The organism is Alkalihalobacterium sp. TH-98 (assembly GCF_057473385.1).
Window position 1 is genome coordinate 100,076 of record NZ_JBYCKM010000058.1, and the last position, 12,967, is coordinate 113,042.

At 36.9% G+C, this 12,967-nt stretch carries 11 protein-coding genes and 1 riboswitch; of the genes, 8 read left to right on the forward strand and 3 right to left on the reverse strand.

Features of this window, described 5'->3' with window-relative positions:
- Nucleotides 1–514 precede the first annotated feature (514 nt).
- Nucleotides 515–1,018 (reverse strand): Lrp/AsnC family transcriptional regulator, encoded by a 504-nt coding sequence (locus AC2VNP_RS22095; RefSeq protein WP_486919549.1) that lies wholly within the window; start codon nucleotides 1,016–1,018, stop codon nucleotides 515–517.
- A 144-nt stretch (nucleotides 1,019–1,162) separates the two neighbouring features.
- Between AC2VNP_RS22095 and AC2VNP_RS22100 the strand changes: the two genes are divergently transcribed.
- The 4 genes from AC2VNP_RS22100 to AC2VNP_RS22115 all read left to right on the forward strand — a co-directional run bounded on the left by AC2VNP_RS22100 (nucleotide 1,163) and on the right by AC2VNP_RS22115 (nucleotide 4,525).
- Nucleotides 1,163–2,164 carry a DMT family transporter gene (locus AC2VNP_RS22100; protein ID WP_486919550.1) on the forward strand — a complete coding sequence of 334 codons (1,002 nt, stop codon included), beginning with the start codon at nucleotides 1,163–1,165 and terminating at the stop codon, nucleotides 2,162–2,164.
- 183 nt (nucleotides 2,165–2,347) lie between these two features.
- Nucleotides 2,348–2,554 carry a hypothetical protein gene (locus AC2VNP_RS22105; RefSeq protein ID WP_486919552.1) on the forward strand — a complete coding sequence of 69 codons (207 nt, stop codon included), beginning with the start codon at nucleotides 2,348–2,350 and terminating at the stop codon, nucleotides 2,552–2,554.
- A 6-nt stretch (nucleotides 2,555–2,560) separates the two neighbouring features.
- The gene (locus tag AC2VNP_RS22110; protein ID WP_486919554.1) at nucleotides 2,561–3,862 is read left to right on the forward strand and encodes an ATP-binding protein; all 1,302 of its coding nucleotides are present in this window, start codon (nucleotides 2,561–2,563) and stop codon (nucleotides 3,860–3,862) included.
- A gap of 195 nt (nucleotides 3,863–4,057) precedes the next feature.
- Nucleotides 4,058–4,525: a DMP19 family protein gene (locus tag AC2VNP_RS22115; protein ID WP_486919555.1), complete on the forward strand. Its 468-nt coding sequence runs from the start codon at nucleotides 4,058–4,060 to the stop codon at nucleotides 4,523–4,525.
- A 152-nt stretch (nucleotides 4,526–4,677) separates the two neighbouring features.
- On the opposite strand, the gene AC2VNP_RS22120 is transcribed toward AC2VNP_RS22115, so the two are convergent.
- On the reverse strand, nucleotides 4,678–6,228 hold the full coding sequence (locus AC2VNP_RS22120; RefSeq protein ID WP_486919556.1) for a BCCT family transporter: 1,551 nt from the start codon (nucleotides 6,226–6,228) through the stop codon (nucleotides 4,678–4,680).
- Nucleotides 6,229–6,789: 561 nt separating this feature from the next.
- On the opposite strand from AC2VNP_RS22120, the gene AC2VNP_RS22125 reads away from it, so the two are divergent.
- Complete coding sequence (locus AC2VNP_RS22125) at nucleotides 6,790–7,623, forward strand: ion transporter (RefSeq protein WP_486919558.1); 834 nt, start codon at nucleotides 6,790–6,792, stop codon at nucleotides 7,621–7,623.
- 216 nt (nucleotides 7,624–7,839) lie between these two features.
- On the opposite strand, the gene AC2VNP_RS22130 is transcribed toward AC2VNP_RS22125, so the two are convergent.
- Nucleotides 7,840–8,142: a hypothetical protein gene (locus AC2VNP_RS22130; RefSeq protein WP_486919559.1), complete on the reverse strand. Its 303-nt coding sequence runs from the start codon at nucleotides 8,140–8,142 to the stop codon at nucleotides 7,840–7,842.
- Nucleotides 8,143–8,598: 456 nt separating this feature from the next.
- Here AC2VNP_RS22130 and AC2VNP_RS22135 point away from each other — a divergent pair, with 456 nt between their 5' ends.
- From AC2VNP_RS22135 to AC2VNP_RS22145, 3 genes are all read left to right on the forward strand, one after another.
- Nucleotides 8,599–9,741, forward strand: coding sequence for an HD-GYP domain-containing protein (locus AC2VNP_RS22135; RefSeq protein WP_486919560.1), 1,143 nt, complete (start codon nucleotides 8,599–8,601; stop codon nucleotides 9,739–9,741).
- Nucleotides 9,742–9,919: 178 nt separating this feature from the next.
- Nucleotides 9,920–11,104 (forward strand): PqqD family protein, encoded by a 1,185-nt coding sequence (locus tag AC2VNP_RS22140; RefSeq protein ID WP_486919561.1) that lies wholly within the window; start codon nucleotides 9,920–9,922, stop codon nucleotides 11,102–11,104.
- 292 nt (nucleotides 11,105–11,396) lie between these two features.
- Nucleotides 11,397–11,507, forward strand: a riboswitch (TPP riboswitch).
- A gap of 78 nt (nucleotides 11,508–11,585) precedes the next feature.
- A complete protein-coding gene (locus tag AC2VNP_RS22145; RefSeq protein WP_486919563.1) occupies nucleotides 11,586–12,347 on the forward strand; it encodes a 3-oxoacyl-ACP reductase in 762 nt (253 codons plus the stop codon).
- The last annotated feature ends 620 nt before the right edge of the window (nucleotides 12,348–12,967 follow it).

Here is a 12,967-nt window from a genome sequence, read left to right on the forward strand (position 1 = left end):
TTCAGGATGTTGGCCATTGAAGCTCAAATCACAGGACCACTGACTCCAAAAACTTGCAGGAAGCTGACGCTGACCAACGCCCCCCGTCAATAAGAGGACTGAGAGGCCCTTATTTTAACGAAAACCACCTAATTGGAGTACTTTGCGGACTGAGAGGCCCTTATATGGCTAAACTAAGCTAAAAGCACCTCAAACTTTAGTAAATAAGGGTATCTGAGTCCTCTAAATTCTATAAATGTCCTCTTTTTACCGAAATAAAGGCTTCTGAGTCCGCTAACTATTGCAGCCGTTATCTACTGCGATTTCCTCGTTAAGTTAAGGCACCCGGACTCTGCCCTAGTTATGTCAACGGAATCGTTACTAGAGTCCGCTTTTTTACTTTGTATGCTACTAGACAATATAACGATTGAACTTTACATGTTCGCCTCAGTGTCTTCAGCCAGAATTGCACTCCACAACAGAATTGCCACTGTATCTTCAACTTAACGCGTCCCACAACAACCAAACAATCAACCTAAATCTCATCTTCCTTATCACCATGTTCATCCCATATAGGCAATACAGACGAATATTTTATTTCTCTTAGCCCTAAGCTGGTTTGGATTTTCGTGATCCCCAGCTTATTTAATTTGCGAATAAACGTTTGCAAATCTCTACGGTCCTTATTCGCAACCTTTAACAGGTAGTCGTATTCTCCGGTTAAGCAATGGCATTCTAATACTTCGGGCATTTGGCGAAACGCCTCTTCTAAAACATCTAATTTCTCAGAATGATGGATATTGGAACTGATAAAAACAAAGCACAGTAAATCAAACCCTAATTTCTCAGGATTTAAGATCGCAACCTGTTGGCTAATATACCCCTCATTTTCCAACCGTTTAATCCTAGTGTGAACAGCTGGTGAAGACAAATTAACGCGTCTCGCAATTTCTGCATTGCTGACATGTGCTTGTTTTTGCAAAATGTCTAATATTTGAATATCAACTTGATCAAGTACTTTACTAACGATTGACTCCATTAAAAACGCCCCCTTTAAATTATTCCAAATTAAGCTATTAAACTGCACAGCAACAGAAGAAAATAAACCACACAACCTCTTAAACTTTAAAATATTTTAATTAATCCCTATTATACAAAACATTATTTTGTATTTGAACTATAAATGTTAAAGTTATTAACATATAAATCGAAAACGAATTGGAAACGACTACATAATTTGGGGGAGTTTGAGGTGCGGTATTTTTATTTTGGATTGCTACTTTTGACGAGTTTTTTGTGGGCGGGTAATTTTATCGTAGGAAAGTGGCTTGTCGAGCATGCTTCTCCAATGACGTTAACAACGCTGCGGTGGCTGATTGCTGTTTTGTGTTTACTTCCGATTGTATGGCGGGTAGAGAAGAAGATATTACCTTCACGCAAGGCAGTGCTTCCGTTGATTTTAATGGGAGTAACCGGAGTCGTGTTATTTAATGTTTTACAATTTATGGCGTTAGAGCATACGTCTGCGACAAATGTAGGGTTGATCTCGACCTTAATCGCGCTGTCAATCGCCTTTTGTTCGTTTATATTTCTAAAAGAAAAACTTACCTCATTTCAGGTTGCTGCGATGTTCATTTCCTTATTTGGTGTATTGCTTGTTTTAACGAATGGCCATATAGAATTATTGTTCTCGCTACAATTTAATGTTGGAGATTTATTCATGATCGGAGCCGTTTGCATTTGGGGAATTTATGTTGTCCTCAGTAAGTGGGCGATGAATTACACCTCACCGATGATGGCGACCTTGTACTCAGGAATTTTCGGCTTGCTCATCTTATTCCCGTTTAACGTCTCTAATTTTACGGTGACAAATTTGAATGCGACCTTCATTTATTCCATTTTATATACAGGGGCCATTTCAACCGTTGTTTGTATTGTCTTATGGAATATCGGTGTAAAAAATTTAGGAGCATCGACAGCGGGACTCTTTCTTAATTTCAACCCTGTTTTTACAGTGATTTTAGCTTTTCTTATACTAGGAGAAAGACTGACCTTTATCCAAATGATTGGTAGTGTTATTGTAATCGCTGGTTGTTACTTATTTACATACTTTAAAGAAAAGGGCTATTCTTCTCGTAAACTACTGCAATATCTGCTCCAACGAAATGTGGGACGGGCAAGCTAGCTACTTCAATGATAAAAACAAGTTCCACTTTATCCCTTTAACATAAAAAAACATAAAATTAATAAAGGAATTTAGATATTCATCTAGAATTTATTCTAGCAGGTGTATCTAGAAAATGATTTTACAATAGGGAACAGTGCAATGTTCTCTATTTTTTATTGTTGTAAAAGGAGGTGAGATTGTATGAATGGAGATTATCAAATAAAAATGGGCAAAAATCTTGAAGAGGCCGGGAATTACATTTTAGAATTAGTAGAAAAATTTATTCCTGTAAATACATTTTGTATTACAAGTATCGACCAAGAACAAAGTTATTTTATTAGTGTATTCAACAGGACAGATACGATTGCCAGTTCAGGGGTAAAGATATCTGTATATGATGCCTACTGACACCTTTTGTTTCGAAGTGGTCGGGTACCACTCATTATTAATGATGCCATGACGCATCCAGATACTTGCCATATGCAAATTTCACAGGATTTTCAAATTAAAAGTTTTTTAGGGGTCCCTATTTTTCGGAAAAGTGGAGAGCTCTTTGGTAATCTTTGTTGTTTTGATAAAGTAAGCTATCATTTTACGAATGAAGATGTTTTATTGTTACAAACTTTATCTACGTTTATGACCTATGTAATTGAATTAGAAATACATAATACCAACAAAGAACTAGATTACGAAAGATTATATAATGAAAACAAACTAGTTCTTGATTCCTTGTCTGAAGGGGTCTTTGGAATGGACCTCGATGGCCTTGTAACGTTCTGCAATCCCTCTACTTTAAATTTGGTCGATTATGCTTCAGAAGATTTGATCGGCATTAGTCCATTTAGCACATTTCTGAAAGGGAAAATCAGTGATAAAACAAATCTATTTCTAACCTTACAAGATGGTCTGACGCGAACACAGGACAACGGATCATTTTGCCGAAGCAATGGTTCCTTTTTCCCCGTCGAGTATACAAGTAGTGCCGTTATAGAAAATGAAGAGATCGTCGGAGTCGTTGTCACTTTTAGAGACGTGACAGAGGAAAGACAAGCAGAGGAACTCATGCTGAAGTCAGAAAAATTAAAGCTCGCAGGTCAATTGGCTGCTGGGATTTCCCATGAAGTTCGAAATCCGCTGACGGCGATCAAAGGGTTTTTTCAATTAATAAAAACAACCGGCATGAACGATGACTATTTAAAAATAATCGATGATGAACTGAGTCGGATTGAAGATATATCAGGTGAGTTGCTCATTTTGGCTAAACCACAGACCAATACCTATCAAGAAAATGAACTACACCAATTGATCAAAGAAGTGGTATTGCTCCTTGAAACACAAGCGATTTTAAAGAGTATTCAAATTGACACCTTGATTTTGAGTGAGAGTTTGTGGATCAATTGTGATAAATCAAAAATTAAACAAGTATTAATCAATTTAATAAAAAATGCAATTGAAGTCATGGACACAGGGGTTATTACAATAGAAGTGAGTCGTTCCACAGAAGAGGCAATCATAATGGTTACCGATAATGGTCCGGGGATCCCAGCAGATCGGCTGCACAAAATCGGGGAACCTTTTTATTCAACAAAAGAAAAAGGTACAGGCTTAGGATTGTTAACGAGTTATAAAATTATCGAACACCATAAAGGGACGATTCAAGTCAAAAGTCAAGTCGGTAAAGGGACAACGTTTATTGTATCTTTACCAACAGCATAACCTGTTTTCATTTCTAGTAAACCAATACCATTGTTCATCTAGTCACATTTGGAAGGGTAGCCACAACATAAAGTGGTTACCTTGATTTGTGTATCGGTTTTTTGTACAAATTTTACAGTAGCCTTATGGCTAATCTTTCTCATTCTTAAAGTGAAAAAGCAAATAAATTCGATAGGCATGAACGGGGGTGCTTGAGTGAAGTATAAAATGAAAAGAAAAGACTTATTAACGAAAGAAGATATTTGGAATGCAGTCATAACCGTAATGGGAGAATATAATTATCCAACTGAAAATGAAGTGGCCAATGATACATACATAATCTACAATTACTATTCTGAACTGGAAAGCGGTGGTCATGAAAGCTTGTTTAATTGGTTTTCGTGGCATATTGAGGAAGTCGGTATTTCCAATTATGTAAAGCAACTAACGCGTATTCTCGATAAAATCGGTGCCAATGATTACTCCAAGATAGAAAAAAAGTATGGTGAAGAGCTATGGAGATTATTTCAGGAATTAGAAAATGGTGAAGCAGCAGAAGATGATTTTTATGAAGTAATTGAAAAGGCAGATCAGGCTTATCATCATCTCAATGGAAAACTAGATAAATTGTTAGAAAGTTATTTTGTTCAAATTTATGAGGAGTTAATTGACATAGAAGAATAGTTGTTATTTATGTAACATAGTTGCATGTAAGGTCGAATTGTAGTTGATCAATTCGTTTAATAAGTAATAACAATCAATTTAACAGGCTTTTACGACCAGTTAGCAAACAAAACAAAGGGAACCTACAATTCGAGGTTCCCTTTGTTTTGCAACTAACTAATTTTTTTAGCTCTCTGTTTATTCTCTTTAATAATATTTTGTTCCAACGCTAATGTACGCGCTACTTTTGGAGCTAACCAAATCATCGGTAAAAGTATGAGTGAAACCGGAACCGCCGTTACAACGATAAACGATTGTAAGGCACCGATACTACCTTCCCCAATGGATAAGAGGATGACGGCAACGGCCCCCATGACAACAGCCCAAAATACGCGCAGGCTACTTGATGGGTTATCAGTACCTGTAATAGCCATAGAAATCGTATACGACATCGAGTCGGTAGTTGTTGCTACAAAGACAATCGTTACTAATAAAAACGCAGCTGCCATTAATGTCCCTAGAGGAAGCTGTTGCGTAATAGCGATCATCGCTGCAGGCATACCTCCAGTAGTTAACGCATCTGAAACTGAACCTGGGTTAAGTAATTCATAGTAAATACCTGAGCCGCCGACAACGGTAAACCAGAAGTTAGTCACAATAGGTGCGATAATAGCTACTGCGAGAAATAACTCACGAAGTGTTCGTCCTCGAGAAATACGACTGATGAAAATCGCCATCATTGGACCATAACCGATAAACCAACCCCAAAAGAAAACAGTCCAATAAGCTAACCAATCACTATCTCCACGATACAGACTAATCTCTAAGAAACTATGAATATAAGTTCCCATCGTGCCAATAAAGGCATCAAAGATAAATGCACCTGGCCCAAGAAAGATCACGGCAATAATTAAAAATAAAGTAAAAAGAACATTAAATCGACTTAACAACTGGATTCCTTTATGGATTCCGGTAACAGCAGATATCGAAGCAATCGTAATTAATCCAATAATAATGAGTAGTTGCGTTACATAAACATTCGGAATGCCAAAGAGGCTTTCTAATCCGTAGGCGGCTTGTAAGCCGAGAAACCCAATCGGCCCGATCGTTCCAGCGGCCACAGCAATAATAGCAAAAGAATCGACTAGTGTTCCTAGGAGACTCTTTTTCTTTATTTTTTCGCCAAAGATTGGGTAGAGGAGAGTTCTAGGTTTTAACGGCATGCCTCGATGATAATGACCGTACATCATCACGACTGCACTTAATGTACCTAAAATCGCCCAAGCAAGAAATCCCCAATCCATAAACGACTGTGACAAAGCAGGAATGATTGCCTGTTCAGTTGCAGCTTCTACGCCATCAAACATAGGCGGAACCGTTAAAAAGTGATACATCGGTTCAGCAGCAGCCCAAAACACACCACCACCGGCTAATAATGTACACATAATAATAGAAATCCATTTAAATGTACTCATTTCGGGCTTTTCTTTATTGCCCAATTGAATGTTCCCGTATTTAGAGACGGCCATTCCGATCGCGACAACAAACGTAGCCAGCATCAGCACTTGCCAAAACGCCCCAAAGTACTGAACAGACAAATTAAATGAATTGTTTACTAAATGACCTACTAAGTCTTCGTTAATGATTGATGTTAACACAAATAATACGAGCAACCCGCCACTAATTAGTAATACGGGCCAATCAAGATTACTTTTTTGTTTCACAAATACCCTCCTAAATTTCCGATAATGAAAATATGTTTTTTGTCTTAAAAAAGACGTAAGGGGAAATCATACCACGCCTATTTCTGGGTTGCTAACCGCAAAAATAGCGATATCTAGCGAGTGTGCGTCTTGTATATAGATATATAGTAAAAATGACAGTAAATATGAACAATTACTGGATTATATTTTAAAATAGTTCTGTTTTTAATAAACTAAAAATTAAAATAATAGCGGGTAACTAATGAAACTAAGTTAGGAGGTTAGGTTAGTCATAAAAAAGTTTAGCAGATGAGGCTATAAGAGCGTTTAAAAAGAATTAAAATAGGATTTCATTCTAGTTTATGATATAATAATATATCTAAGTGTAAAAAATTCTCACCAGCTTTGAGGTGTTGTAAAATAGTGAAGTCGCCACATTCGGGGTTTAAAGTGTGGTTTTTTCATATGTAAAACTATTATTAAAGTAGATGACGTTACTATAGTGGTCAAATCTTATAAATCTAATAAACTGATAAAATAAAAAGATATAAACTAAATAGAAAGGGTAAGTGGTGGAGAGAGATGGAATTAAAAAACAACGAAGAACTAAATCCAAATCGTAGTTCCTTTAGAGAAACCATGAGACAACTCGTTGAGCATAAATATTTTCAACCGATTGTAATTGGTATTATCCTTTTAAACGGGCTTATTATTGTGACTGAGACTTATTTGACCGGAAACAGCGTTTTACTAGCGTTAGATAAAATTATTGTTTGGGTGTTTGTGGTCGAATTGTTCATAAAAATGATAGGCCTCGGCTTTAGAGGCTATTTTAGAGATCGATGGAATATCTTTGATTTTATGATCGTTATCGGAAGTCTAGTCTTCTATTCAACGCCTTTTGTCAGCGTGTTACGTCTGATCCGAGTGTTACGTTTAATCCGGATGATCCCAGCGATTCCAGCCTTACGAAAAATCATTGACTCATTATTGAAGTCCGTCCCAGCGTTAACAGGGATCTTAGGCTTATCAATCCTGCTGTTTTCGATTTATGCGATCATTGGGACAACCTTCTTTAGTGACGTTCTTCCGTATGAGTTTTTCGGAAGCTTCCACACAGCGCTTTTCACGTTAATGCAAGTAGTAACATTTGAGTCTTGGGCGAGCCAGGTAGCCCGACCGATTATTAATGAAGTGCCGTGGGCTTGGGTGTACTTCGTATCGTTTATTATCATCGGTGCGCTAGTTATCTTGAACCTTGTCGTTGCGGTGATCTTAAGCTACTTAGGCCAAGACGATGATGCAAAGCGTGAAGAACAGATGGATCGTTTATTTAAAGAAAATCAAGAACTAAAGAGCGACATTGAGGAAATAAAGCAATTGCTTATTAATCAAAACAATAAAATCAATCATTAAATATAAAAGGCTAAAGTCAACGATTTGTGAGACTTTAGCTTTTTTGTTGGACTCTACCTTAGATAAGAACCTAATTAATTTTCAGTCCACCAGCGGCAAGTAGTCCAGCTGGTTAGGAACAAGAAATACAACTATCCAAAAGGCGATAGGTGTATTTCTATTCCATTATCATTGTTTAATCATTCGTTAAAGTTTTCAAATCTTACGTTAGGCACCTTACAAAACCGAAAAATTAATTCTTGGCTCGGATTGAATGATCAGTTTCCCGTCTTTTTCTTCAAGGGCTAATCGGTAAATGTTTGGTGTGCCAGAAATGGTAATATCGACGACAGGCTGTGTGTTCATGTTTGAAGCAGGTCTAACTTTGTATTTTAAATACGTGTGTGTGCCATTTCGCACACGCCGTCTAATTTTTTGATGTTTTTCATCACAAAACAAGGCTTCATGTAAGTTTTCATTGGTCAACTCTTGTCCAATTAACGAAGCTAATCGTTCATGTATATCAGATTTTTTTATCATGCCTATATTTCCTTTCATTCATCAGGGTCTCATTACCAAAAAGAAGCGATAGTAGGTTCATACTTATATTGTATACAAAGAATCCCGAGACGCAATCCATAATGAAAAATTTAAAACGTTATTGATTACAACGTTCTTAATTTAACTGAAAAGCCCTGTGTAATAGTTCAATAGGTTGAATATGATGCACCTTATGAGATACAAGTTTTTGTTATCCTTCCTAATTTTATCCTTTAAATGGGATATTAAGTAACAAATCAAGGCCTAAAGATATAACAAATTTGTTCATTTCCAATTTTATAAGACAATAGTAATGTTCAAAAATAGGTATTATTGTCATAGTGAAAAGCTACTAACTATTGTAGTATGAAAATAGCGTAAAAACTCGACTTATGAAATAATTGGGAGAGTTTTCTAGTTTTTTGTCGAAGTAGTATAAGTAGTTAGGAGCTAGTGATGCAAAATCAAATTAGGCTAAATGAAGAGCACCAAACCATTAAGTGGTTTTTATTGCTGTTTTATCTCATTTTATTTTCTTATGATATCTTTTATCATTTTTTTGTTAAAGCCATTCCAGGTTTGCCTAGTGATGGTATAGGTGTGTGGTTTCATATTATTATGATTGCCCTATTACCAATTGCGATTTATCTATTAAAAAATAACAAACCTGAAAAGATCAAATACGTCTATTTTATAACCTTTTCACTTTTAACGATCTTTAACGACATTATCATTTATTGGGACAACCCAAATTCGTATAGTAGTGGGAATATTGTAGAGTTAATGATTGTTTTATTCTCGCCTATTTTTGTAAATAAGTTTTATTTTGTGCTCGTATCCCTAGGTACTATAGTCCGTTTAGGTATTGTCGGCTTAGTGATCCAAGACCTTGCTGTTATGCAGCCGATGCTTATTGTTGCTGTTTTAGCCTTAATAGCTTTCATTCTTCTTAATCGTTTTATTAGCTATTTATCGGCTCTTAAGAACTCCTATGATAAACAGTTAGAAGGTATTGTAAAAGGAATTATTTCAACTTTAGAGTTAAAGGACCCGTACACAAGAGGTCACAGTGAAAGAGTAGCAGATTATGCAATGTCCTTAGCCAAAGAAACAGGGAAATTCAAAGAAGATGAACTGAACTCTTTTTATAATGTATGTTTATTGCATGACATTGGTAAAATTCATATTCCTGACTCGATACTAATGAAACCAGGTAGACTCACTGAAGAAGAATTTGAAAAGATTAAGTCCCATCCGGCTGTTGGAGCTGAAGCTGTTAAACACGTTGAAGGCGTAGCTGAACATCTTGATGTGATCAAGTACCATCATGAACGTTGGGATGGGAAAGGGTATCCCGAACAATTACAAGGTACGAACATACCAATACTAGCTAGAATCACATCGGTAGCCGATGCCTTTGATGCGATGACTTCTTCTAGATCTTACCGTTCGGCAATGCCGGTTAGTGAAGCCTATAAACGAATTATCGATGGTAAAGGCTCTCAGTTTGATCCTCAATTAGTTGAATTATTTGAAAAAGTTTATCCTTCTTGGTGTGAATATCATAAAAACTATTCGTGGTCGGACACGAAAGCATAATGATCTGATGTTACTGAGAAAGGAGGTGACAAACTATGAAAATCCGTAAACTAAAAAAGATCAAATTAACTTGCTGGTGGTGCACTTATTTCGGTCGTAACTAATGGTGATAATCTGTTAAAAGGATGCTGAATACAATTAGCATCCTTATTTATTTTTATAGAGGGGAGGCACAAACATGAAGCTATCACTTCAAACGAAACTGAGATTACATCCGTTAACTATTCGTAAAGATAAAAAACATTATATTGTTGAAGACGTAACAACAGGCGAGTTCTATGAGATGCCGCAAGTTTGTATTGATGCGATTAATCGGATTAACAATGGGATCTCATTGGAACAAATCGAAATCGAGCTTAAGCAAAAATATCCAGAAGAAACGATTGATATGGTTGATTTTGCCGAGCAACTTTTTGAATTACAGTTAATTAAAGAAGTCGACGGTGTAACGGTTGAAATGAAGGAGAGAGTTGCGCCAGATCCTGGATTTACATGGATCCCTTCAAATGTGGGTCGTGTCTTCTTTAATCCATTTTCAAATAAATTGTATGTTGTTTTACTAGCTATTAACGTCTTATTTTTTATTGTAAATCCGCAATTTTTTCCTAGTTATAAAGACATCTTTATTTTTGAAACGGTCATGCCAAGTTTATTGTTATGGATGGGTGTTTCCTTAGTGTTGGTTTTAATTCATGAACTGGGACACATTTTAGCAGTTCGGTCGTACGATTTACCTGCGAAACTTGGGGTCGGGCATCGCTTATTTTTTGTTGTATTTGAAACGGATTTAACACCTGCATGGAAGCTCGCACCTAAACAAAGAAATATATTGTACTTTGGCGGGTTATGCTTTGATCAGTTGATGCTTTTTATCGCCTTAAGCTTGCAGTTCTTTTTCGATGTGAGTCACGGTTTGATTGTTGGTATCTTAGGGCTCGTCGTGCTCGATATCTTCATTCGTACGATCTATCAATGTTGTTTTTACATGAAAACGGATTTATATTATGTTTTTGAAAATTGTACAGGTTGTTACAATGTGATGGAAAACGGGAAAAAGCTATTAAGTCGTTGGCTGCCGTGGATTAAAAGCCCTTCTGCGACGGAGACATTTGCGGGTGAAGAGAGAACGGTGAAGCTTTATTCTATTTTTTATGTAACTGGAATCCTATTAACTTGTAGTCTATTTCTCTTTTATTTTATTCCACAGACGATATATGCCTATACGAAAATACTTCCAGGCTTTTTGCAGCCAATCAACGATCCTGTCTTTTGGGATGCAGCGGTCTTTGTCGGACAATCCGTGTTGATCCTCGGGTTATTGTTGTATTCGTGGATGAAAAATCGTGCAGAGAATGCCGTATAGGACTGGTTATGTATTAAGGACTTGGACGAAGCAAGATGCAGGAGAGCATTAGCTTAGGGTAAACTATTATTTGGTATAAAATGAATAGAACCATTGGAGTAGGAATGACTGCTACGCCGAGATATTTAGAGTTATGCCGATAAAATCAAAGTTACTCCGATATATCGAGATTTGCGCCGATATATTAAAAGTTACGCTGATTCTTCAAAAGGTCTATTACGCTACGAAGCGTTTGAATTGATTTATTTATGATCAAGTTATAAAATAGATTTGAAAGTTTTACCAAGAAAATACGCTCTACTAGGGGAGCCTGTCGTTCAGGCTGAGAAAAAAGGAACAGACTTTTTGACCCTCAGGACCTGATCTGGGTGATACCAGCGTAGGGAAGTAGTTGAGTTCGAACTATAACTAGGTCCTTATTTTAGGCCTAGTTTTTTTGCGGACAAAGCTAGATTTTATTACATAAAATGGAGGGATTGCTGTGGAATTACGTCAACAAACGGTGTTAATTACTGGGGCAAGTCGTGGAGTAGGAGCTGCATTGGCTAAAGCTTTTGTAAAAGAAGGCGCAAATGTCATAGTGAACTATTTTCAAAGTAAAGAAAAGGCAGAGAACTTGGCTCAGACATTAGGTGAAAAAGCGATCGCTATTCAAGCCGATGTAAGAGATAAAGATCAAGTCGAAGCGATGGTAGCTCAAGCGAAAGATTACTTTAAAACCCCAGTTACAACGATCGTAAACAATGCGTTAATCGACTTTCAATTCAATCCTGTGGCTCAAAAAAATGCATTTGAACTTCAATGGGAAAACTTTAATACCCAGTTTGAAGGAAGTGTGAAGGGCTCACTAAATACGGTCCAAGCATGTTTAGCTGACATGAAGGAAAACGGGTTTGGTCGTATTGTGAACGTAGGTACAAACTTAGTGCAAAATCCTGTGGTCGCTTACCATGAGTATACAACGGGCAAGGCTGCACTTCTCGGCTTTACGCGCAATATGGCCAAAGAACTGGGACAATACGGGATCACAGTTAATATGATTTCGGGAGGGCTCTTAAAAGAAACCGATGCAAGTAGCGTCACAACAGAAGAAGTGTTTGGTATTATTCAAGCCACGACGCCATTACAAAAAGTGACGACACCAGAAGAATTTGCTGAAACCGCTCTTTTCTTTGCATCCCCGTGGGCACGTGCAGTAACAGGCCAGAACCTTGTCGTTGACGGTGGATTGGTGATGGACTAAACGAATATATAAAAAAAGTTTCGTGTGGGGCACAGAACAAGAATTAGCCATAATTAGGATTATAAGCAAAAAATTAACATATGAAAACCTCGCTCAAACAGTAGACTTTGCTAATACCAGCAAAGTCTTTTCTGCTCTGTAGATTTTTCCCAGTTTGGATCAACCTAAATAATGGACACTTTATTTTCCTGGTGTTTTTTCAGCAAATCCCTGATATTTTATGATAGAAGATAAAGAAAAGGACTACGCTTCGGTTTACGATATAAAATCTCTTGAAACTGGATAAAGCGGGTTCTACACAGAAACATAGGATCGAACATTTACTGATATTGGATATATCGAGCTCTATTAATCTACTTACGACCTACTTTATCCATATATTGAATAAACTAACCTCTAAACCGCTACTTAGAACCTAAAATTTCCTGATACTGGATAAAATGAGCTCTAAATCGCTATTTAGAGCTAAAAATTCCCTGATACTGGATATATCGAGCTCTAAACCGCCACTTAGAGCCGAAAATTTCCTTTTACTGGATAAAATGAGCTCTAAACTGCTACTTAGAACCTAAAATTTCCTGATACTGGATATATCGAGCTCTAAACCGCCACTTAGAGCC

Coding starts and splice junctions, on each gene's coding strand:
- AC2VNP_RS22095 (WP_486919549.1), bottom strand. CDS start 1,018: ATGGAGTCAATCGTTAGTAAAGTACTTGATCAAGTTGATATTCAAATA.
- AC2VNP_RS22100 (WP_486919550.1), top strand. CDS start 1,163: ATGTTAAAGTTATTAACATATAAATCGAAAACGAATTGGAAACGACTA.
- AC2VNP_RS22105 (WP_486919552.1), top strand. CDS start 2,348: ATGAATGGAGATTATCAAATAAAAATGGGCAAAAATCTTGAAGAGGCC.
- AC2VNP_RS22125 (WP_486919558.1), top strand. CDS start 6,790: ATGGAATTAAAAAACAACGAAGAACTAAATCCAAATCGTAGTTCCTTT.
- AC2VNP_RS22130 (WP_486919559.1), bottom strand. CDS start 8,142: ATGATAAAAAAATCTGATATACATGAACGATTAGCTTCGTTAATTGGA.
- AC2VNP_RS22135 (WP_486919560.1), top strand. CDS start 8,599: ATGCAAAATCAAATTAGGCTAAATGAAGAGCACCAAACCATTAAGTGG.
- AC2VNP_RS22140 (WP_486919561.1), top strand. CDS start 9,920: ATGAAGCTATCACTTCAAACGAAACTGAGATTACATCCGTTAACTATT.